The sequence below is a fragment of the Catenisphaera adipataccumulans genome, from assembly GCF_014202755.1.
Classification (GTDB): Bacteria; Bacillota_I; Bacilli_A; order Erysipelotrichales; family Erysipelotrichaceae; genus Catenisphaera; species Catenisphaera adipataccumulans.
This window is the reverse complement of the sequence record NZ_JACHHK010000002.1, coordinates 360038-380020: the sequence shown is the minus strand read 5'-3', so window position 1 is coordinate 380020 and position 19983 is coordinate 360038. Positions and strand designations below refer to the sequence as shown.

Annotated in this window: 24 protein-coding genes; 5 read left to right on the top strand and 19 right to left on the bottom strand. The window is 47.7% G+C overall.

The annotated features are described in order from the left end of the window. Window positions 1–51: 51 nt before the first annotated feature. From HNQ47_RS03900 to HNQ47_RS03865, 8 genes are all read right to left on the bottom strand, one after another. Window positions 52–861: an HAD-IIA family hydrolase gene (locus tag HNQ47_RS03900; protein ID WP_183327706.1), complete on the bottom strand. Its 810-nt coding sequence runs from the start codon at window positions 859–861 to the stop codon at window positions 52–54. 3 nt (window positions 862–864) lie between these two features. After that, entirely contained in the window at window positions 865–1566 is a 702-nt protein-coding gene (gene araD, locus HNQ47_RS03895; RefSeq protein ID WP_221248001.1) for an L-ribulose-5-phosphate 4-epimerase, read from the bottom strand. A gap of 3 nt (window positions 1567–1569) precedes the next feature. Further along, window positions 1570–2859 carry a sn-glycerol-1-phosphate dehydrogenase gene (locus HNQ47_RS03890; RefSeq protein WP_183327704.1) on the bottom strand — a complete coding sequence of 430 codons (1290 nt, stop codon included), beginning with the start codon at window positions 2857–2859 and terminating at the stop codon, window positions 1570–1572. 26 nt (window positions 2860–2885) lie between these two features. Continuing rightward, entirely contained in the window at window positions 2886–4292 is a 1407-nt protein-coding gene (locus HNQ47_RS03885; protein WP_183327702.1) for a PTS galactitol transporter subunit IIC, read from the bottom strand. 31 nt (window positions 4293–4323) lie between these two features. Beyond that, the gene (locus HNQ47_RS03880) at window positions 4324–4626 is read right to left on the bottom strand and encodes a PTS sugar transporter subunit IIB (RefSeq protein ID WP_183327700.1); all 303 of its coding nucleotides are present in this window, start codon (window positions 4624–4626) and stop codon (window positions 4324–4326) included. Continuing rightward, the gene (locus HNQ47_RS03875) at window positions 4623–5114 is read right to left on the bottom strand and encodes a PTS sugar transporter subunit IIA (protein WP_183327698.1); all 492 of its coding nucleotides are present in this window, start codon (window positions 5112–5114) and stop codon (window positions 4623–4625) included. The genes HNQ47_RS03880 and HNQ47_RS03875 overlap by 4 nt, the downstream gene beginning before the upstream one ends. A gap of 104 nt (window positions 5115–5218) precedes the next feature. Then, window positions 5219–6046, bottom strand: a complete 828-nt coding sequence (rhaD, locus tag HNQ47_RS03870; RefSeq protein ID WP_183327696.1) for a rhamnulose-1-phosphate aldolase — start codon at window positions 6044–6046, stop codon at window positions 5219–5221. Continuing rightward, window positions 6043–7071, bottom strand: a complete 1029-nt coding sequence (locus HNQ47_RS03865; protein ID WP_183327694.1) for a 2-hydroxyacid dehydrogenase — start codon at window positions 7069–7071, stop codon at window positions 6043–6045. The genes rhaD and HNQ47_RS03865 overlap by 4 nt, the downstream gene beginning before the upstream one ends. 144 nt (window positions 7072–7215) lie before the next feature. Between HNQ47_RS03865 and HNQ47_RS03860 the strand changes: the two genes are divergently transcribed. Further along, entirely contained in the window at window positions 7216–7983 is a 768-nt protein-coding gene (locus HNQ47_RS03860) for a DeoR/GlpR family DNA-binding transcription regulator (RefSeq protein ID WP_183327692.1), read from the top strand. Here the strand turns inward: HNQ47_RS03860 and HNQ47_RS03855 are convergent. Next, entirely contained in the window at window positions 7978–10026 is a 2049-nt protein-coding gene (locus HNQ47_RS03855; protein WP_183327690.1) for a BglG family transcription antiterminator, read from the bottom strand. The two genes, HNQ47_RS03860 and HNQ47_RS03855, sit on opposite strands and share 6 nt — an antisense overlap. Window positions 10027–10161: 135 nt before the next feature. On the opposite strand from HNQ47_RS03855, the gene HNQ47_RS03850 reads away from it, so the two are divergent. Further along, window positions 10162–11016: an alpha/beta fold hydrolase gene (locus tag HNQ47_RS03850; protein WP_183327688.1), complete on the top strand. Its 855-nt coding sequence runs from the start codon at window positions 10162–10164 to the stop codon at window positions 11014–11016. A 29-nt stretch (window positions 11017–11045) separates the two neighbouring features. Here HNQ47_RS03850 and HNQ47_RS03845 read toward each other — a convergent pair whose 3' ends face one another. The 6 genes from HNQ47_RS03845 to HNQ47_RS03820 all read right to left on the bottom strand — a co-directional run bounded on the left by HNQ47_RS03845 (window position 11046) and on the right by HNQ47_RS03820 (window position 15322). Then, window positions 11046–11621 (bottom strand): histidine phosphatase family protein, encoded by a 576-nt coding sequence (locus tag HNQ47_RS03845; protein WP_183327686.1) that lies wholly within the window; start codon window positions 11619–11621, stop codon window positions 11046–11048. 90 nt (window positions 11622–11711) lie between these two features. Beyond that, on the bottom strand, window positions 11712–12260 hold the full coding sequence (locus tag HNQ47_RS03840; protein ID WP_183327684.1) for an ECF transporter S component: 549 nt from the start codon (window positions 12258–12260) through the stop codon (window positions 11712–11714). Continuing rightward, window positions 12257–12811 carry a uridine kinase family protein gene (locus HNQ47_RS03835; RefSeq protein ID WP_183327682.1) on the bottom strand — a complete coding sequence of 185 codons (555 nt, stop codon included), beginning with the start codon at window positions 12809–12811 and terminating at the stop codon, window positions 12257–12259. The genes HNQ47_RS03840 and HNQ47_RS03835 overlap by 4 nt, the downstream gene beginning before the upstream one ends. An 8-nt stretch (window positions 12812–12819) precedes the next feature. Beyond that, entirely contained in the window at window positions 12820–13932 is a 1113-nt protein-coding gene (locus HNQ47_RS03830) for an aldo/keto reductase (protein WP_183327680.1), read from the bottom strand. A gap of 48 nt (window positions 13933–13980) precedes the next feature. Further along, window positions 13981–14532 (bottom strand): flavin reductase family protein, encoded by a 552-nt coding sequence (locus HNQ47_RS03825; RefSeq protein WP_183327678.1) that lies wholly within the window; start codon window positions 14530–14532, stop codon window positions 13981–13983. A gap of 13 nt (window positions 14533–14545) precedes the next feature. Further along, a complete protein-coding gene (locus tag HNQ47_RS03820) occupies window positions 14546–15322 on the bottom strand; it encodes an EFR1 family ferrodoxin (RefSeq protein ID WP_183327676.1) in 777 nt (258 codons plus the stop codon). Window positions 15323–15464: 142 nt separating this feature from the next. On the opposite strand from HNQ47_RS03820, the gene HNQ47_RS03815 reads away from it, so the two are divergent. Next, window positions 15465–16046 (top strand): cytidylate kinase-like family protein, encoded by a 582-nt coding sequence (locus HNQ47_RS03815; RefSeq protein WP_246346042.1) that lies wholly within the window; start codon window positions 15465–15467, stop codon window positions 16044–16046. Window positions 16047–16360: 314 nt separating this feature from the next. Here the strand turns inward: HNQ47_RS03815 and HNQ47_RS03810 are convergent, their stop codons facing one another. Continuing rightward, window positions 16361–16573 (bottom strand): DUF454 family protein, encoded by a 213-nt coding sequence (locus tag HNQ47_RS03810; RefSeq protein ID WP_183327674.1) that lies wholly within the window; start codon window positions 16571–16573, stop codon window positions 16361–16363. A gap of 33 nt (window positions 16574–16606) precedes the next feature. Continuing rightward, window positions 16607–17122 carry a flavodoxin gene (locus tag HNQ47_RS03805; protein ID WP_183327672.1) on the bottom strand — a complete coding sequence of 172 codons (516 nt, stop codon included), beginning with the start codon at window positions 17120–17122 and terminating at the stop codon, window positions 16607–16609. Window positions 17123–17254: 132 nt separating this feature from the next. Between HNQ47_RS03805 and HNQ47_RS03800 the strand changes: the two genes are divergently transcribed. Further along, a complete protein-coding gene (locus HNQ47_RS03800) occupies window positions 17255–17728 on the top strand; it encodes a hypothetical protein (RefSeq protein ID WP_183327670.1) in 474 nt (157 codons plus the stop codon). Between the two features lie 9 nt (window positions 17729–17737). On the opposite strand, the gene HNQ47_RS03795 is transcribed toward HNQ47_RS03800, so the two are convergent. Beyond that, on the bottom strand, window positions 17738–18697 hold the full coding sequence (locus tag HNQ47_RS03795) for a 3-hydroxyacyl-CoA dehydrogenase (protein ID WP_183327668.1): 960 nt from the start codon (window positions 18695–18697) through the stop codon (window positions 17738–17740). A 116-nt stretch (window positions 18698–18813) separates the two neighbouring features. Between HNQ47_RS03795 and HNQ47_RS03790 the strand changes: the two genes are divergently transcribed. Then, window positions 18814–19284 (top strand): GNAT family N-acetyltransferase, encoded by a 471-nt coding sequence (locus HNQ47_RS03790; RefSeq protein WP_183327666.1) that lies wholly within the window; start codon window positions 18814–18816, stop codon window positions 19282–19284. A 24-nt stretch (window positions 19285–19308) separates the two neighbouring features. On the opposite strand, the gene HNQ47_RS03785 is transcribed toward HNQ47_RS03790, so the two are convergent. Continuing rightward, window positions 19309–19944, bottom strand: coding sequence for a cupin domain-containing protein (locus tag HNQ47_RS03785; RefSeq protein WP_183327665.1), 636 nt, complete (start codon window positions 19942–19944; stop codon window positions 19309–19311). Window positions 19945–19983 lie beyond the last annotated feature (39 nt).

The following is a 19983-nucleotide window of genomic DNA, read 5'->3' as shown; positions in this document are numbered from 1 at the left end:
TCTTTTTCTTTTGACATATAGAAAAAATTCCCCGAAGTTTCGGGGAATTGATCATTCAAGCAAATCCGCCAGCACGCCGATGTCATCCACCATCACATCCGGCTGATGCTTGCTTTTCGGTACATCTTCCTTCTTTGTTTCACCGCTCAACACCAGAATGCTCAGCACCTCGCTGTTGTCGGCTACGGCGATATCCGTATACAGTCGGTCGCCGACAATGGCGATCTCTCCCGGTTTCAGACTGGTCGCCTTGACAATATAGTCCAACGTCCGGCGGCTCGGTTTGCCGAAAAATTCCGGATACACGCCGGTACTCGATTCCACACAGCGGGCGATGCTGCCGCAGTCCGGGATGAACTCGCCGCCTTCCACCGGACAGTTCAGATCCGGGTTGATGCCGTAATACGTCTTGCCGTGTCGGATGAAGGTACATAGCTTGCTTAACTTCTCATAGGTCAGGGTCGTATCAAAGCCGAGGATCACGACATCCGGATCTTCATCATCCAAGGTCCAGCCAGCGGTCGTGAACGCCCGTAACAGAGCCGGCGTACCGACGACATACAGCTTGGCACCGGGATGATGGCTGCTTAAATATTCCAGGATGACATCCGTGGAGACCATCATCTGTTCCTTGGTGATGGGAATATCCATCTTGTCCAGCTTATCGATATAGGCCTGCAGATCTTTGGAGGAATTATTGGTGAAGAAATAATAGCTGCGGTTGGTTTCTTCGACACGATCTAAAAAGCGATGCGTATAGGGAAAAATATCATTGCCCAGATAGATCGTTCCGTCCATGTCGAGGATGAAGGTTTTTATGGTCTGCAGGCGTTGTTTGATTTCATTTAAGTCTGTCAGCATAATTTATTTGTGCTGTCCGTAATAAGCGTTCGGACCGTGCTTTCTTAGATAATGTTTGTTTAAAAGCACCGGCTGCATATCATCGATGTGGTTGTCTTTTAATAATGTAGAGATCGCATTCATCTTCGCACATTGTTCCAACACGACAGCATTGTGTACGGCATTTTCTGCATCTGTGCCCCAGGTAAATGGACCATGCGAATGGACCAGGACGCCCGGCATCTGGTCAGGATCGATATTCCGTTCTTTGAATGTTTCAACGATCACCTTTCCGGTTTCCAGTTCATAGTTGCCGTTGATTTCTGCATCTGTCATGCAGCGGGTGCAAGGCACATTGCCATAGAAGTAATCTGCCTGGGTCGTACCTAAAGCCTGAATATCCAGACCTGCCTGTGCAAAGGCAGTGGCCCACTGCGAGTGAGTGTGAACGACCCCGCCGATGTTTTTCCACTGACGATAGAATTCCAGATGGGTCGGCAGATCACTGCTTGGATTCAGATCCCCTTCCACGATATGACCATCCAAATCGACCAATACAATATCTTCGGCCTTCATTGTATCATACGGGACGCCGCTTGGTTTGATGGCTACGATTCCTTTTTCCCGGTCAATAGCTGAGACGTTTCCCCAGGTAAAAGTAATCAGACCATACTTCGGCAGCAGCAAGTTTGCGTTCAGGGCCTCTTGTTTCAGTTGTTCCAGCATACGCTATCCCTCGATTACTTCGTCGTAGAAATCGTAGAATTTCAGCAGCCGCATGAAGGTCAGACGCTGACGTACATACGGACTCAGTTTCAAAGTCAGCGGACGCAGCGATTCATCCAACGTCAACTCTTCGATCGTTGTCAAGGCGTTGACTTTCTTCATCCAGCCAATGATTTGTTCTGCGCTTGGCAGTTCTTCCAAGATCGTAATGATCTCAGCTTCTTTGGCTTTCAGCTGATCCGCCGTGATATCGGCCATCAAGTTCGGTGTATTCTCTTCCAGAATGGCTTTCTGCAGCGTTTCATTCTTAAAATGTTCCTTGATAAAGTCCGTCTCCACATCCATGTGGGATTTCACTGTATAGTTTCCTTCCTTTAACTTCGCTAATGCCCGTTTGTATACAGCGCTGACCAGGCACAGTCCCACACCGACTTTTTCGCCGTGCAGGAAATCGATCGGCTCATTGATCGCAGCCATTTCCCACAAATGGGAACAATGGTGTTCTGCGCCGGATGCCGGGCGGGAATTGCCGATCATCTGCATGGCCAGTCCGCTCAGCAGCAAACCGTACATCAAGTTTTCGTATGCCTTGAAATCGTGCTTGCCGATGCCGTCTAGGTTATCAATTAAATCTTTCAGAATTTCCTGTTCCCATTCGACGACCGGCATACTGATGTATTCACCGGTCACCGCATGTGCGATCTTCCAGTCACAAATACTTGTATATTTGCCGATCAAATCACCGACGCCGCTGGCGGTCAGACGAGCCGGCGCATGAGAGAAGATCTCACTGTCCGCTAAGACAAAGACCGGGCTGACAGCCGTAAAGCTTTTCTTGAAACCATGCCAGGTCATCGCCGCCACGGTAGAAACGAAACCGTCGACGCTGGCTGCCGTCGGAATGGATAAGAAATTGATCTTCCGGTTGTATGCATGATAACGAGTAATATCATGGATCGTTCCGGAACCGCAGGCAATCATGAAATCAACATCACCATATTGATTCAGTTCCTTTTCTGCAGCCGCAACACCAATCTCATTGGCATGCAGGTCGGTCGGATCAAGAATCACTGTATGAATGGCCGGCAGCAGTTGTTCCACTTTTTTTCCGGCTGCTTCATAGGTATTTTGATCACAGATCATGACGACATTTTTAAACTGGCCATATTTTTCCTTCATAATGGAAGGAAGGTGCTTTAAAGCACCTTTTTCAATGATGATATCATCCACGAATATTTTCTGATCCCTTGATGGATCGCATAATTCACGAACTTTCTGTAAGTCTACATTCATATATATTTCCTTCCTGAATCATTTTTTTACGCAGCGTTCTTCGCAGCCATTGTTTCCAGATGATCCTCAAGTTTTTTATCGTTCTTGCGGTAGCAAATATAAGCAATTGCGTATACAACAACGGCTAAACCAATGAGCATCGGATTGCCGGATAAGAAAGCGAAGAAGACCAAACCAACCAACGGTTTACCTAAGATGTTGAAGCTGGTGATCATAGCAGCTCCTGCCGGAATGGCATATCCTGCTTCTTTGGCTACTTCGGTAAAGATCGGCGCTGTTGCGGAGCACATCAGCAGACCTAAGCTGAACCAAATTGCACCGGTAACGATGACCTTGGCCATGTTACCGTTATAAACAGCAACCAATCCCTCAACCATGTACGGAATAGCGACCAAGTCAACAACTGGCAATGTCTGGTTGCCTGGCAAGAAGAAGGCGATCAATACCATGATCGGCATCAATAACAGACCGCAGGTCAAGGTTGCCGGTTCACCATATCCAACGGCATCGTTGACGGCGATGTACCATTCACGCTCAGAGGTATCGCCCATAAACTGACGGGCAGCTTCTGTGATCGGCGCGAATGCCTGCGCAAAGAATCCGGTGATCTTCGGGAAGATGGCCATGATCGCAGCCGTTGCAACAGCAGCTGTGAAGATCGAGCCCCAAGCTTCCATCGTTCCTAAGGATGTGATGTTTCCTAATAAACCAATCAAAGCACCTAAGATGAAACCAATCGTCATCGGCTCGCCTAAGAAACCGATTTTTTCCTGAATGGACTGCGGGTTCCATTTCAGTTTATTCATATGCAGGAGGTTCAGGACCGGATCCAGCACGATGGCAAAGATACCTGGCTCGATGTTGTGCATCGCGATAATGGTGCAGTTTGGATACTGATAATATGTCGACCAACGTTTTGCCAGCATATCCGCTACCAATAAGCTGTACAAGTTGCACAAGATCATGCAGGCAATACCCAGCGGGAAGTTGCCCGTAACAGCGATGACCATGGCACCCCAAACCATGTAGGAATAGTTATTCCACAAATCCGAAGGCTGGAAGCATTTTGTCCATTTGATCAGGAACAAAACCGTCTGCAGGACAATACCCAAGCCCAGATAAATCATGCCGGCACTGGTCGAGAAGGCAACCAAGCTCGTCGCCTGCCAACCGACATCGAATACATTCAAATTGACACCGGTGATGTTGACCATGACATCGGCCATGTTCTGAACCAAAGGTGTGATAATTGGTGTGAAGGCACCGACCATCAAGGAGATACCTTCCAGTGAAACCGCTGCATACAAGCCGGACATAACGGCTTTCTGCCACTTTACACGGAAAATCAATGCAATGATGATGATAATGATCGGGACGATAATAGCCGCTCCGAAGTTATCGATCATTGACTTTAAGAACTCAAGCACTACCATAATTTACTTTATACCTCTTTCTTTTTACTTTTTATTTACCGACTGATTTCAAAGCAGCCAGAATATCCTGATAGAATTTTTCTTCGCCGATTCCGGTGATGACCGCAAAGGCATTGACAGCCGGAATACCATAGTCGCCTTTTTGTAACGGGCTGGTATGAGCGATGATGTCAAAACGGCCGGACTGCGCCAGATTCAGCGCTTCGGTCGGACGGCATTCGGTCGTAGAAACTTGATAGCCTTCCTTACCTAATCTTTCCTTCAACTTTGCGGCCACGGTACTGCTGGTAACCGTTCCAGATCCGCAGACGGATAAAATACTAACTTGTTTCATAATAGATTTTCGCTCTCCTTTTCTATTGCATCTTCTTTTTCTTTGATCAACTGAATGACACGATCAGCACTATCTGAGTCATAGATATTTTTCAGCAGCTGCTGATCTTGTACCAACGTAATAATTCGCTGCAATTTTTTGATGTGTGCTTTCGGATCTTTGATCGTCAGCATCATCACCAATTTCACATCTACCGGGATATCGGTGCTTCCCATTTGTGTGAAACGAACCGGTTTTTTTAATGTCAGGATCGATTCTGTTTCACGAATGACATGTTCTGGATCTGTATGCGGAATTGCGATTCCAAATCCGCCGACATTAATGCCTGTGGGATATTCCTTTTCCCGATCTTTTAAAGCTTGAACATAAGAGTCTTTACAATATCCTTTATCGATCAGGATCTTTCCCAATGTTTCGAACACTTCATCTGAAGTGCTCGCATCGGACTGAAATACAATTATGTCCTCATTCAAATCTTCCCAAATCATATCTTGCCCTTCCTACTTTAATAGCGCTATTTTTTACATCTTCATTGTATTTTGTTAAGCGCTTTCATTAAAGAGTAGAGTCGTTCAATGATTTGTGCAAGCTTTTACACACATCGTTTCAGTACATCTGGATTTAATGTGACATGGAACGCATCGGCCAGACGGATGAAATCCTGCCGGGTGATGGTTTGTCTTTTATGATCCGCACAAGAATGGATCTTGATCCAGATTTCCGCGCTTTTTTCGATCGTATGCATCAAGCCGAACGTCGTATCAAAGTCCGGCCCGGAGCAGAAGATGCCATGATGACACCAAATAACGGCATTGTACCGTTCCATGCAGGCAGCTGTGGCTTCCGCGATTTCCCGGCCGCCGGGGACCATCCAGCGTACAACGCCGACACCTTCCGGGAAGATGATCGGACATTCGGTCATCGATTCCCATAACTCTTTGGAAAATAAATCGGCATCTGGTTCCAGCAGAAATGTCATCGCGATGACATTCGGACAGTGACAGTGATAGATCACACGGTTCCTATCGTTTGTATGCACGGCGCGCACGGCCATGTTCATTAAATGGGTCGGCAGTTCGCTGGTCGGACGGCCGCCGTCCAGCAGCCCCCAGCAGATTCTGTACTGCGTGCCGGTCGGATCGACCTGAATGATGCCGCATGTATGCATCGGATCGCGGCGCATGTTGTGGAAAAACTGTCCGGTGCCGCTGATCAGAAAATATTCATTCTGCAGCTTGGGAACTTCTGTACCAATGGGCAGCCAGTTTCCAGGATGCAGCTGATCACGAACTGCATCGACTTCTTCTTCCTTCAGCCAATAGGTAAAATTGCCGCCGTTGCGCTCATGCCATCCCATTTCATCCCCATGCATGGCCATGTCGATGTATTCTTGAAAAAATTTGGTTTCTTCTATTCTCATAACATCGTCCTTGTTTTTCCGGTTTCCATGACTTCGCGATACATATCTGCCAATAATTCCGGCGCCCGACGATAGGAATCGACGGTATCTCCGCCGCGGTGATTGGTCAAGGTGACATTATCCAGCTTGAAGATCGGATGATCGAACTGCGGCGGTTCGCTTGGAAATACATCCAGTGCCGCTCCCTGGATCTGATGGTTTTTCAACGCATCGGCCAACGCATCCATATCAACGAGCACCGCCCGGGCCGTGTTGATCAAATACGCATTCGGTTTCATTTTCTTCAGTTCTTCGGCACCGATCAGCGGCGGATCGTTCGGACCGATGCGGCCGTGAAGCGTGATGATATCGGACTGCTTCAGCAAGGTGCCCCGATCGACCGGCACACAGCCGGCTTTTTTGATTTCATCGGCCGGCACAAATGGATCATTGGCGTAAATCATTGTATGGAACGGCTGAAGCAGCTCAGCAACCAATCGTCCAATGGTTCCGAATCCAATAATGCCGATCGTCATGCTGCGCAGTTCGGTAATGTGACCGGAATTTGGATACTGTTCGCGCCAAATATGGTTTTTCAACGCTTCATCCGCACGGGCCAGATTCCGGCTTTCACAAAGCATCATTCCGATCGTCATTTCGGCGACCGCATGGGCATTGTGCATCGGACAATGAATGATGTGGATGCCTTTTGCCTGCGCTTCCTTGACGGCAATGTTCTCCAGTCCGCCGCGCGCTGAAAAGATATATTTCAGATGAGACGCGTTGCGGATGACGTCTTTGCCGACAGGACAAAGATGAACAAAAAGAACATCACTGTCGATCATGGCCTGATAGATTTCTTCCGGCAGGGAATAAGCTTCACTGCCCTCCGTCTCGATCTTACGGATCAGTTCCCGCATGGCCGTACGATCCATGTCCGCCTTCCATTCCAGGCCTTGATAGCTTATGATGCCGGGCAAATCTTGTAAAGCAGAGCGAAAGTCACTTTCCTTGAGCAGCATATCGCCGACTGCAGTACATTTCATATTTCCACCTCCAAATGTTCGTTTTGAACGTTTATATATTATTAATTTAATGAATTTGTGCATGATTCTCAATATACATGTTCGGTTTTCGTTATTTTTGCCAATTATATGTTTTATTCGAACATTTTGTGATACAATTTTCCTATGAATAAACAAGCTCGACAACAAGCGATCATGGATATGTTATCTGAACGGGATGAGATCTTAATTGCGACCATTTGCCGCCATTTTGATGTAGTGCCGATGACAGCACGCAGAGATTTAAAGGAATTGGAACAAAAGGGACTGGTCATCCGCACTCATGGCGGCGCCGTCTTAAAAGAAAAAAAGATCCAGGATACGGAAACCTCTTTGTTGAAACGCAGCAAGCAGCGTGTTGATGAAAAGCGGCGCATCGCACAGACCGCACTGACGTTTGTCCATGAGAACGAACGGCTATTTATTGCGAGCGGTTCAACGATCAATATCTTTGGACTGCATCTGATGCACACGATGCCGCTGACCATTGTCACCAATGCGATCAATATCGCTTATCATTTATCCACCGATGACCAGCTGCATCTGATCGTCATCGGCGGTGAGCTGCGAAAAAACTCCCTGACCCTCACCGGCCCGATGGCGCTGCATGATTTACAACAGTTTCGTTTGGATGCCGCTTTTATCGGCATCAATGCCGTCGATGAAACCGGCCGGCTGTATTGCTCATCGGTCGTAGAAAGTGATATTGTCGAATCGTTATTTGAAACCGTACCGAAGATTTATGTGCTGGCTGATACCACGAAGATGATGCAGCGGCATTTTGTGCCGATCCACAGCCATAAACCATATACATTGATCACAACCTACGAATTTACGGCCGAAGCGCAGGAACCGTTTGAAAAAAAAGGCATTGAAATCGTTCAATGCCTATAGCATCTGTTCATAATCAAACAAAATGCGCATAATTTCCGCCGCGTCCTTCGCTTCGATCAAAGCCTGCAGACATTCTTTATCTCGTAAAAGGCTCATGATATGAAACATTGGTTTCAAATGTGATTCCTTATCCTGCGTCGACATGCAGCACACAAAATACACGGGATCAAATGCTTTTGCGCCGAATGTTACGGGATGCTTCAGACGAATCAGGTTCAGTGCCAATTTCTGACCCCGGTTCGGTGTGCCGTGCGGTAAAGCAAAATGCGGCCCGATCACGATATACGGCCCGTTGGTATAGACGCTTTGGATCATCTGTTCGACATAAATCGAATTAAAGTAACCTTCTTTCAGAAGCGGTGCAGCACTTTTCTGCACTGCTTCTTCCCATGTGTCCGCCTCCACATCGACTTGTATATGACCTTGCAGAAGATTGCATAATGCCATCTGATCTTTCATCTCCGGTACAAATACATTCCGAAGATCCGAAATAATATTGACGTAAATTTCATCTTTATTCAGGGAACTGCGGACAATCGAATTCGCGATGATATTTTCCAACCGCAAAAATGTCCGGTTATGCGCACCGTTTTTCTTCCGGCTTTGGATCGTTTCGATCCGCTCTCCCAATAAGATACAGTCTTCATCGCTTAAATACGGATGCAGCAGCACCGTTTCGCATTCCGTCACATCCAGCGGTACGGTCGTAATGATCAGATCGACCTGACTCAGATCATAGATGCCGACAATATGTTCCGGGATCACATCCAATACATGAAAGCGAAAATATCGTTTTAATTTCATCAGTAAAAGCTCCGCCGCGCTGCCGCCGCCGTTCGTGACCAATAAGACGGACAACGAATTTTCCCGCTGCTTGCTTCGTTCGATCGCGGCACAGACATGGATCGTAATATAAGCAATTTCGTCATTGGTCAGCGAGCGCTTGACGATCTCTTCCAGGATCGGCAGATTCTTGCGCACCGCCGCTTCGACTTCCGGGTTATCCGTGACGCCCCGCTGAAGCAGATGATCGTCGGAGTCTGATGCCATCGGGATGTCTTTAAATGTCGACTGCAGATGATTGATCAAGTTCTGATAAAACTGAAAATCACGATAAATGTGCTGATTCAGATCAACGGCAACCGCATTGATAAACTCATCCGCTGCGATTTGAATGCGCATTAAATTTTCATCAATGTCGTTGCGGCGCAGATAATTGAGATTGTATAATATGTCGCTTAATAAATACTCTTCTGTCAAAATATATTTCAAATGCAGGGCATCAGTGATTTTTTTCAGGATCTCTGAAGCGATGGCATCCATTGACGGGTGGCGCAGTACATAATCAATTTCGACCAGACGATCTTTTTTTATTTCTTCCTGCATGATAAAAATGTATGTCAGCAGATCACTGTAAGATTCGTCGGTAAAAAACAAGGAATCCTGTTTTTCGATGGAGCGGATTTCTTCGCGAACGATTTGATCGATCATCTGTTCGTCTGCGGTCTGCCTTTGATCCATTTGCCGCAGTTCAGCCTTCTGATAAAAATTCATCATCAAAATTCGGCGGTCACTTTCGCATCCAGTTAAATACAGACCTTTTTTCGAGGATTCAAGCTTTAAATCAAAATCAGACACTATTTTTTTGGTTTCATCCATGTCATGTAAAATGGTTGAGCGGCTGACATACAACGAATCGGCCAGTTTCTGCATGGTGAGCGGCTGATCGGCTGCAGCCAGATCATAGGCGATCACTGCACAGCGTTCGTCTTTGGTTAATTTCATGGAGTAAAAATCCAGCTGGGAAACAGCTTTCTGAACGGTATAGATCGGATTATTAAGCCGGATGCTCCCGTCATTATCGTAGCCCAATGCTTTGCATCCTTGCTGCTCAAGAAACTCAGAAATATTGTCCAGATCATAGCGCAGTGTACGTTCAGATACTTTGTATTGCTCTTTCAAGAGCTCGAGCGTGCATGGTTTGTGGTAGCGTTCCTGGTCAATGATGGTTTGAATAATTTCCATGCTTCGTTTGTTGATCATGCTGCACTCCCCCTGTTTATATCATATGAAAAAATTTCTTTTTGAACAGGGTAACTCTTTGCATGATCCTCTGCAAGCTTTTACCATTTTCTTTTGAAAGCGCTTCGATATAATGAAAATAAGAGGAGCGAAAACATGGAATACAAGAGATATATTCATAAGAAAAAGCCAGTCATGATGTACATTCATGGCGAATGTCTTTCCGCATTCAGTTTCAAAACGCAGGTGAAGGAATTTAAAAAAGATTTTGAAATTGTTCTGCCGCTTTTGAACGACTCGTTTACTTCCATCCAACAAACGGCAGAAGAACTCATTCAATATATCGATGAGCAATATGACGGACATATCCAGGTCCTTGCCGGCTTCAGTCTGGGAGCGCAGATCGTCACGGAGATGCTGAGTCAAAGAAATGATCTATGCGAATTTGCGATGGTGGAAAGCGCCCTGCTGCTGCCGTCAAAACTGCGCAATTGGAGCGATCTGGCTGCGGTCCATGCCCCGACGCTCTCCCATAACAAACTCTTCAATTCTTTCATGTACTACGCAAAATTTTCGGACGATGCAGCGGAACATGAATATTATGAAAACTTAAAAACGATTCCGCAGGAAACATTGGCCCGCATGTATGACGAGACCTATAACTATCAGCTGCCGGATTCCATCAAAGATTATACGGGAAAACTCGCCATACTTGTCGGGCAGCGTGAAAGCAAGAAATATAAAGAAAGTGCAGATCTTCTGCACGATAAGGTAGCTGGATCAGAAATATTCATGCTGCTGAATTATTCCCACGGCGGCCTCAGCCTCGGCCACCCGGAAGAATACATCCGTTTTGTGAAAAGCTGGGTCCAGCAAAAAGATAAACAGCAGCGCAAGGCTGCGAAAAAGAAGCAGGAAGAAGAGGAAGGCGAATACATGCCGAACTGGAAACACCTTCTGAATCGATACAAAGCGAAAAAGGCTGCCCGTGCTTCTCGCACTTCTCTCTGATGCGATGACCTCCTTTTGGTCATCGTTTTTTATTTGAACGTATGAATGGTGCGGTGCTTTCCGTCACGGAATTCATATTCAATAATTTCACAGTTCTTTGGTTTCGGACGCCAGCGGATGCCGTTTTTGCGGTCTTCTAAGTAACCGCGCAGCGCCCGGATGATACCGCCGTGACAGACAATCAGCACATTGTCATAGTCTTTGGTTTCCAGCTCATTCAGAAATGAGGAACTGCGCCGGACCATTGACTGAACGGATTCCACGGTCTTCGGTGCCGGCAGGATCTCCGGCAGCAGCCAAAATGCTGTCATCTTCAGTCCCAGTCCGTAATATTTCTTCATTTCATATTTTCCGAACTCCACTTCGATCAGCCGGTCATCGATGATGACTTGATCCCGGGGCACATTCCCGATGATCGAAGCCGTTTCAATGGCACGGTCCAAGCGGCTGGAATAGACCGCATCGAAGTGGATATTCCCGATTTTCTGACGGGCTTCCGCCGCTTGTTTCCGTCCGGTTTCATTCAGCGGCTCATCGGTCTTCCCCTGCATCAGGTGCTTTTTATTTAAATTCGTTTGTCCATGTCTTGTCAGCCAGATCTTCATTTTGTCACTCTTTTCCTATTCACAGTAACATATGTCCCTTCTGACCGCAAAGGAAGATGGAACAAAACAAAAAGCAGATGCTTCCATCTGCTAAGCCGCGGACTTTTTCTGCAGCGTATAAACGCCTGTTTTATCCAGCGTCATCATCAGCAGCGGGATCAACACCAGCTGCAGCACGATGCCTGGGATCGCATTGATAAAGGCACCTGCCATAAAAAGTTTCCATGTAAATGCCTGATGGCCAAGTCCTAACAGGATCACTTCGGCCGCGCCCCAGACGATCCGGCCGCCGACCATGGCCATGATCAAACAGCGATACAACGCGCCCAATGAATGGCTTGATTTCTCAAACAGCCAGCCGATCAAAAAACCATAGGCTGCCAGTTCGAAACACATCGCCAGACCCGTCGGATAAATCGGCGGCATGCCGAAAAGCACAAAGCGCAGCAGCGGTGCAATGAAGCCGACGATTCCGCCGAATCGTTTGCCGCAGATCAATCCGCACAATAAAACGGGAATGTGCATCGGCAGCAGCGCCTGGCCGATCTGCGGGATCTGTCCGGTCACAAACGGTAAGATCATGCACAATGCCAGAAATAAGGCCGCCAATGCCAAATTCTTCACACGATTCTCTTTCATTCTTTCTCTTCTTTCCAATCATCTGTTACGATCAGCGCATTGGCTTTGGATGCAGTCGCATAAGCCTGAAAATACGCTTCTTCCCGCGGGATCCATCGTTGTTCAAAATCCGGAAACCGTTCTGGATCACGACGAAGCAGCCGTTGTTTCTGTACATCTTTCCCGCAGGTCATAAAAAACATAAAATCATAAAACACCTGTAGATCCGGGTGCATCGCATAACTGCCTTCTACAAGAATGCGTTTTCCCCATGGGATCCGCACAGACGGTTTGTACGTCTGATTACGGCAGTCAAAGGGCGCATACGCTGCGTCCTTTTCGTTTGATAAAGTCTGCAGCACCGCGCGGATCCGGGCAATATCCATGTGCCCGGCCGGTCCGGATCTGCGCTGATCCGCCGGCAGATAGAAATCATCCATGGAAACAACCACGATCGTCCCTTGCCCGGCCAAGTGTTTGGCCCAGGTGGTCTTGCCGCTGCCGCAGCGGCCGTCCAGCGCAAGGGTCCCCGTATGATCCCAAAATGCCGCATCCGCATCGGTTCTTGTCATCAGATAGTTCAACGCAGTTTTTCCTTCGCTTCCTGCAGATAAGAACGGATCGTAATGTGCTGCGGACATACCTGTTCACAGCGGCCGCACTGTATGCATGCTTCCGCATGTTTACGGCCGGCCAGATCGACATCTACCTGTTCGCGGTGTTTGGCCATATCGAGATTGCGGTACAGTGTCAGTAAATTCAGCGCCTTGAACGTCTGGGAAATACCGATTTCTTTCGGACAGACCTCGGCACAATAATTGCAGGAGGTGCACGGGATCAATGGAATTTCATGCATGGCCTGCTGCGCCTGGCGGATGACGGCCTGTTCTTTTTCATCCAGCGGTCTGAATTCTTTCATATAGGATAAGTTGTCCTGCATCTGGGCGATGTTGCTCATGCCCGATAAAACGGTGATCACGCCGTCCAGACCGGCCGCAAAACGAATGGCCCAGGAAGCGCAGGACGCATCGGGATCCGCTTTTTTAAAGATCTTTTCTACGGCATCGGGCGGCGCTGCCAGCAAGCCGCCTTTGACTGGTTCCATGATGACGACGGGTTTACCATACTTTCTGGCCATTTCGTAGTTTTTGCGTGACTGAATGTCGGGATCGTTCCAGTCGGCATAATTGATCTGCAGCTGAACGAATTCGGCTTCCGGATGCGCAATGAGGATCTTTTCCAGTTCATCAGCAGTAGAATGGAAAGAGAAGCCGATGTGTTTGATCTTGCCTTCGGCTTTTTTCTCTTTGACAAAATTCCACATATCAAAGTCTTCAAAGACCTGGGTGCGCTGCTGACCTAAATTATGAAGCAGATAGAAATCAAAGTAGCCTGCACCCGTTCGTTCCAAGGAGGTTTCAAATTGGCGGATCGCATCGTCCCGATTTTTGCATTCCAGCCATGCGGCATTCTTGGTTGCGATGGTGAAAGAATCGCGCGGATAGCGTTCGATCAGCGCTTTGCGGATGGCCTCTTCACTGCCTGGATAGGCCCAAGCCGTGTCAAAATACGTACAGCCTGCTGCCATAAATAAGTCCACCATGGTTTTTACTTGTTCCAAATCGATTTGATCGTCCTTTTTCGGCAGACGCATCAAACCAAATCCTAATTTCTTGATTGATAGATCGATCATTGGGGTCCTCCTTTCTTCAATCATGCCAAAAACAGTCCTCCCGGACTGTCACATCAATTTTTTCCCATCCGAGAACGCATTGCCGACCTTGCCGCCGACCCGCAGATAAGCGGCATTCATCGGATCAAAGGCGATGGCCTCTAATCGATCCGGATCCAGTTTTCCGTTTTCATCGAGCACGCTTTCATCGATGCTCACATTGACGATCTTGCCGACGATGCCTTCTTCCGTCTGATGGACCAGTTCGCACTCCAGTGCCAGCGGCAGTTCCTCGATGATCGGCGCATGAACATGAGCGGAAGCTGTGGTATGGAAGCCAGCCTTTGTCAATTTATCGGGTACTTTATTTCCGGAAACCAAGCCAAGGTAATCGGCTTCTGTTTCGTGTTTCACATCGGCCATATGGACCGTGAAGGCTTTTTCACGCAGAATATTCTCTGTGGTCTTATGCATGCTTAAATCAATAATGATCCGGTCGGCGCCGCAAATGCCGCCCCAGGCAGCATTCATGGCGTTGGCCGTACCGTCCTCATTGTATGTGCCGATGATCAGCACCGGCTGCGGATACATAAATGGCTTGCCGCCAAAATCTTTTCTCATAAAATTTCCTCCTTTATTTTTGATGATTCGCTTTGATCAACTGCGAAAGTGAAATGTGTTCGTTGCGATAGCGGGCATCGGGATTGGCCTCGCCGATCTTAAGATGAATGGCTGTCTGCGGACATGAATGAATACATGCGTAACAAGCCTGGCAGCCATCTTTTTCATGGACCGCGCGCTGATCAATGATCGAAATACAGCCGGCCGGGCAGATCTTCGAACAGATGCCGCACCCGATGCATGCATCCGTTACCTCAAATTGTCCCCAATACGTTTCATACGGCGCCTGGACATGAAGGTTTTTCATGTTCTGCAGAAATTCCGCATGGCCGGCACGATCCTGCTCGGTAACAGCTTCGATTTTCCGGCAGCCGCTTTGAATTTCTTTGCGGATCGTCTCCAGCTGACGGTCCACATGCTTTTCCAAGGTCACTTCCTGGGCCATATCAAAAGCCGGCAGAAAGTTATCGACCATCAAAAGCGTAGCGATATAAGCCGGTTTGATCCCGACACTTTCCGCATAATCCCTTGCCAGTTCCACGGCATTGGCATGCCGCCTGCCATAGGTCAGGATGATATAGAAATAATCCGTCTTGAATTCGGCTTCTTTTAAAAACTGTTTGACCATCTGCGGCATTTCATGGCCGTAGATCGGGCAGACCAGACCAATGATCCGATCCTGAAAGACTCGCTTCCCTGATTTCATCACCTGCGGGATACTTTCGCTCTGGGTATCCAGCTGCTCGGCAATATACATACTGTTGCCGGTTCCTGAAAAATAAAAGTTCATGATTTGGTTCCTGCTTTCTATTGATAAATCCATCTTGCCATGCGGTTCAAGCTTTGTACACAATCAAAAACGCAAGCCGTCTTTCGTTTTCTGAATAGCAAATATGTTACTATAGAAAGAGAAGCAGAAAGGAGGATCCCTGATGAACAGAATCATCACCATCAGCCGTGAATTCGGCAGCGGCGGCCGCACCATCGGTAAAAAAGTTGCCGAACAATTAGGTATTCCCTGCTACGATGAAGAACTGATCAACCGGCTGGCCGAAGCCAGCGGCATGTCCGAAGACTTTGTCAAAGAAAACAGCGAATATACCGTCTCGGGCAACTGGTTTGCCAACGCACTGGCCGGCCGCAACATGTACGGCCACTCACCGCAGGACGATTTGTGGCGCATCCAAAGCAAGATCATTTATGAACTGGCCGAAAAAGGGCCATGCGTCATTGTCGGAAGATGTGCAGATTATCTGCTGCGCGGCAAAGCCGACTGCCTGACCGTATTTATTCATGCCGATCCGAAATTCCGCGCCAAGCGGATCGTCGAAGTGTATGGCGAGCGGGAAGAAGCCCCGCTGAAACGGGTCAAAGACAAAGACAAACGCCGGAAAGCGTATTATCAGTTCTATACTGACAGTACATGGGGCGATGCCGAAAACTATCATATCGCGCTGGACAGCGGCGTCCTGGGCATCGATACATGTGTCGATCTGATCAAAAGATTGTATTAAGCCGGAGCCAAGACTCTGGCTTTTTTATCAATTCTTTTCCGGGTTTTGGTAAAACTTTTGACTTGTTTCCGATTCCTATGCCTTATAAGATATTCATAACGGAAGGATATTCCGTATTGATCGGCCCGGTGCAGTACCTCTCATTCAATCGGAAACATGACGCTTCATCAACTCTGCCAATATCATGGTTCCGGCTGCACCTGGTCTATTCATGGCAATTCACCTGCTGCAGATATACTGTCTTCTTCCCATACTGAATTGTAAAACAGGCAGCTTGTCATGATCTCTCCGTGGAGCTCATTCGAGCTCTTTTTTTATGAACGGTGCAGCTTTTTCATGATCCAATGATAAAGCCTGGATTCTTTCATTTTTTTATTAAAACGCTCTGACCCTTTGGAAAAACAGAATGCCGATGCCAGTAAGAACGGCACCTGTGGTATAATCGGGATCGCCAGCCCGATCAATCCCAGGACCAAAAAGAAACTGCCGGCTGTCAGCCACAGCGCTTTTCTGATCGTCTGTCCCATATCATCAGTTTAACACCAATTGGTCAAAAAGCGTCAGGAATTGAATTGTTTCACATAGGCTTCGATCGTAGAACGGGCATGTGCGATCTGCGAACCATAAATGGACAGACCGGCTGTGACCGCTGCCTGCGGACAGAGCCGCTTCAGATCGGTCAGACTGCGGCCCATGCCGCTGCCCTCATTGGTACAGAACGGATGGATCGTCTTGCCGGTCCAGTCCAGGCTTTCCAAAAAGGTAAACACAGCCATCGGCATGGTATTCCAATAATTCGGATAGCCTAGATATATTTCATCATATGCATCCCAGTTTTCCGGCAAAGCAGTCAGCGCCGGACGGACGTCGTTTCGCTGGTCGGCCTGTGCCTGCGCGATGCATTCATTGTATCGATCGGAATATGGAATTCTTTGTTTGATTTCAAAAAGATCGGCTCCCGTAGATTTCGCGAGCATCTGCGCGGCACGTTTCGTATTGCCCACAGATAAAGAACGGATCTGACCGCCTACATAATTTTCTCCCGCACGAGAATAATAAGCAATTAATGTTTTCATCGACTTCCTCCTTTCTTTTTTTATATACCAAGCGGTTCTTTTCTGCTATCTCCGGTCGGTTCAGATGGTATGAACCAAAAGTTCATGGTTGAGAAAAGGCCGACATTCTATAATAAGAAAAAAGGAGTTTTTATGAAGAACACAAAATGGCTCTACATCCTCACCTTGGCAGCCGGCCTTGTCGGCCTGGTGACTTTGATTTATTTTTTCCGTACGGCATTAAGCATCAGCGATTTGAACGATACAGCCGTCGTGATCGCCGTCGGCCGGATCTTTTATGGTTACATTGCCTCCTTGGTCGTAAGCGTTGTCGGCCTGGTCATGGCGATCATCACTTTGATCAAACAGAAACAAAAATCAAAAGGTGTGATCGCGCTGCTCATTTTCTTTGCCGTCAGTACGATCTTATTCATTTACAGCCGCAATTTTGGCTTGATGCTTAAAGCGATGCTGGAAACCGATTATGAAACCGGCGGTGCACTTTATTTACAGGGCGGCCGGGACATGATCAACAACGGGATTTACGCGATGTTATGGGCATGGGTGCTCAGCGTGGGATTCGGCATCTATGCGCTGGTTCATCTGATACGAAAAAAGGAGCAGTAAATCTGCTCCTTATTCATAGGTATAAAAACCTTTGCCGGCATGAATACCAGTTTCTCCTTTTTCGATCTTCTCTTTCAAAAGCTTCGTGATCTGATTCGGGATCGTGCCTTCCGTCTCTGCCTGCGGCTGACGCTTGGCAATGTTGTATACGGTCTCTAAACCAACGACATCGATGATCTCAAACGGGCCTTTCGGTGCGCCGGTTCCGATCTTCCATGTCTGATCGATCTTTTCCGGATCAGCGATCCCTACGGCCCACAGCTGCTGCGCGGCGGATAAATACGGCACCAGCAGTGAATTCAGCACATAGCCTGGCTGTTCTTTGTAGATCGGGATCGGCACCATATTGAGCTCTTCCGCAAACTGGATCACTGTATTAAATACGGCTTCATCCGTCTTTTCGTGTTTCATGATCTCTGCGGTATTGAACCGCCAGATCTGATTGGCAAAATGCATCGACAGATATTTTTCCGGTCTGCCGGTCGCTTCGGCGAACTGACTAGGAAGCAAGGTCGAGGAATTGGTGCATAAGATGGTCTTGGCCGGCATCACTGCTTTCAGACGTTCGTAAATCTGTTTTTTCTGTGCCGGATCTTCTGACATCGCTTCAATAACGATATCTGCTTCTTTGACGGCTTCTGCCAGGTCCAGCGTGATTTCGATCTGTTCTTCAAAACGCTGCCGCGCTGTTTCGATGGATGCATCGATCTTCGCTACCGTGATATTGGCCGGGTCTGGGATCAGTCCTTTCGGAAAATACGCAGCAGCCAGCGGATTGCCGATCAGTTGTTTCGATCGTTCCAGCTCATCGATCATCATTTTCTTATACCGTTCCAATTTCGGCTGGGTCCGGCCGATCGATGATTCACTGCGCAGCCAGAAGGTCACTTGGTGACCGGTATATGCGCCCATCAAACCAATCTGCGTGCCCAATACACCGCCGCCGATCACGGTTACATGTTTCATCATATCGTTCACCTCCTGTTAGCTTAAACTTACCGGAATCCGTTCCCGCCTGCAACTTAGATGCTTCACAGAAAAAAGAACGTACGTTATAATAAGCCCAAAGAAAAGAGGCAGATCCTATGAATATTCGTCCGGCACAAGAAAAAGACATTCCAGCCATCGACCGGCTTTTATCTCAGGTCCTGGAGATCCATGCACAAGCGCGGCCGGATCTCTTTATTTCCGGTACCCGCAAATATACCGATGCTGAATTGAAAGAAATTCTGCACGATGCATCCCGCCCGATCTATGTCGCCGTCAATGACGAAGACAGCGTCATCGGCTATGCTTTCTGCATCCTGGAAAAGACAGATGCCGTCAATATGAAGGCGCATGAAACCATTTATATCGATGATCTGTGCGTCGATCAAAACATCCGTCACCAGCACATCGGGCAGAAGCTGGTCGACTATGTCATGGCACAGGCCAAAGCCATGGGATGTTACCACGTCACCTTAAATGTCTGGGAAGGCAACGACAACGCCAAAGCGTTCTATGAACGGATGGGCTTTCAGACCGAGAAGACGATGTTAGAGAAAATAGTCAAATAAAAAAGACGGCACGCCGTCTTTTTTTTAGTCTTCCATCCACAGAACCATCGTAAACGGTTCTTTTGCCTTCAGTGCATGTACAGCGCCTTTGGCAAACAGGAAACTTTCATCATGCCGAATGGCAAATTCTTTTCCTTCATATGTGATCGTGGCTTCGCCCTCGACCGCAAACAACAGCGCATCTCCGTCTGCCGCATGTTCTTTCAGCTCCGTTCCGGCATCCAGACGCATCACGCACAGCTTGCCGCCGGCTTGGGTAAGCAGGTCTTTATTGACGACGCTTCCTTGTGCCTGCGGGATCAGATCGGCCAGTGCCAATGCGGTGTTCTTTTTCAGATCCGCCGGCATCTGGGCGCCGTCTTTGATCTCAAACATCGTAAAGATGCAGCCGGTTCCAGTGCTCATATGAACACTTTGATCGGTCGGGATCACGAAGACCATGCCTTTGGTCAGTTCCTGATTTTGATCCGTCTGCACGTCCATCCGGCCGTCGATGACCATGATCAGTTTTTCGTTCTCATATCGTTCTGCTTTGATATCTCCGTACTGTGCCAAGAAATAATATGTTGAATCCGCATTCAGTTCTTTCGTGATGGTACAGCCCGGGATCAGCGGGTTTTCTTTCGCAATGGAAAATACCTTTCCGGCAGTTTCTTTCATAAAACATCCTCCTATTACACTAGTTTTCAGTATAAAACA

Coding starts and splice junctions, on each gene's coding strand:
- HNQ47_RS03825 (WP_183327678.1), bottom strand. CDS start 14,532: ATGAGAAAAGATTTTGGCGGCAAGCCATTTATGTATCCGCAGCCGGTG.
- HNQ47_RS03805 (WP_183327672.1), bottom strand. CDS start 17,122: ATGAAAACATTAATTGCTTATTATTCTCGTGCGGGAGAAAATTATGTA.
- HNQ47_RS03900 (WP_183327706.1), bottom strand. CDS start 861: ATGCTGACAGACTTAAATGAAATCAAACAACGCCTGCAGACCATAAAA.
- HNQ47_RS03840 (WP_183327684.1), bottom strand. CDS start 12,260: ATGAAAGAGAATCGTGTGAAGAATTTGGCATTGGCGGCCTTATTTCTG.
- HNQ47_RS03790 (WP_183327666.1), top strand. CDS start 18,814: ATGAATATTCGTCCGGCACAAGAAAAAGACATTCCAGCCATCGACCGG.
- rhaD (WP_183327696.1), bottom strand. CDS start 6,046: ATGAGAATAGAAGAAACCAAATTTTTTCAAGAATACATCGACATGGCC.
- HNQ47_RS03855 (WP_183327690.1), bottom strand. CDS start 10,026: ATGATCAACAAACGAAGCATGGAAATTATTCAAACCATCATTGACCAG.
- HNQ47_RS03875 (WP_183327698.1), bottom strand. CDS start 5,114: ATGATTTGGGAAGATTTGAATGAGGACATAATTGTATTTCAGTCCGAT.
- HNQ47_RS03810 (WP_183327674.1), bottom strand. CDS start 16,573: ATGGGACAGACGATCAGAAAAGCGCTGTGGCTGACAGCCGGCAGTTTC.
- araD (WP_221248001.1), bottom strand. CDS start 1,566: ATGCTGGAACAACTGAAACAAGAGGCCCTGAACGCAAACTTGCTGCTG.
- HNQ47_RS03865 (WP_183327694.1), bottom strand. CDS start 7,071: ATGAAATGTACTGCAGTCGGCGATATGCTGCTCAAGGAAAGTGACTTT.
- HNQ47_RS03845 (WP_183327686.1), bottom strand. CDS start 11,621: ATGAAGATCTGGCTGACAAGACATGGACAAACGAATTTAAATAAAAAG.
- HNQ47_RS03795 (WP_183327668.1), bottom strand. CDS start 18,697: ATGATGAAACATGTAACCGTGATCGGCGGCGGTGTATTGGGCACGCAG.
- HNQ47_RS03830 (WP_183327680.1), bottom strand. CDS start 13,932: ATGATCGATCTATCAATCAAGAAATTAGGATTTGGTTTGATGCGTCTG.
- HNQ47_RS03850 (WP_183327688.1), top strand. CDS start 10,162: ATGGAATACAAGAGATATATTCATAAGAAAAAGCCAGTCATGATGTAC.
- HNQ47_RS03785 (WP_183327665.1), bottom strand. CDS start 19,944: ATGAAAGAAACTGCCGGAAAGGTATTTTCCATTGCGAAAGAAAACCCG.
- HNQ47_RS03820 (WP_183327676.1), bottom strand. CDS start 15,322: ATGAACTTTTATTTTTCAGGAACCGGCAACAGTATGTATATTGCCGAG.
- HNQ47_RS03885 (WP_183327702.1), bottom strand. CDS start 4,292: ATGGTAGTGCTTGAGTTCTTAAAGTCAATGATCGATAACTTCGGAGCG.
- HNQ47_RS03800 (WP_183327670.1), top strand. CDS start 17,255: ATGAAGAACACAAAATGGCTCTACATCCTCACCTTGGCAGCCGGCCTT.
- HNQ47_RS03815 (WP_246346042.1), top strand. CDS start 15,465: ATGAACAGAATCATCACCATCAGCCGTGAATTCGGCAGCGGCGGCCGC.
- HNQ47_RS03835 (WP_183327682.1), bottom strand. CDS start 12,811: ATGACAAGAACCGATGCGGATGCGGCATTTTGGGATCATACGGGGACC.
- HNQ47_RS03860 (WP_183327692.1), top strand. CDS start 7,216: ATGAATAAACAAGCTCGACAACAAGCGATCATGGATATGTTATCTGAA.
- HNQ47_RS03880 (WP_183327700.1), bottom strand. CDS start 4,626: ATGAAACAAGTTAGTATTTTATCCGTCTGCGGATCTGGAACGGTTACC.
- HNQ47_RS03890 (WP_183327704.1), bottom strand. CDS start 2,859: ATGAATGTAGACTTACAGAAAGTTCGTGAATTATGCGATCCATCAAGG.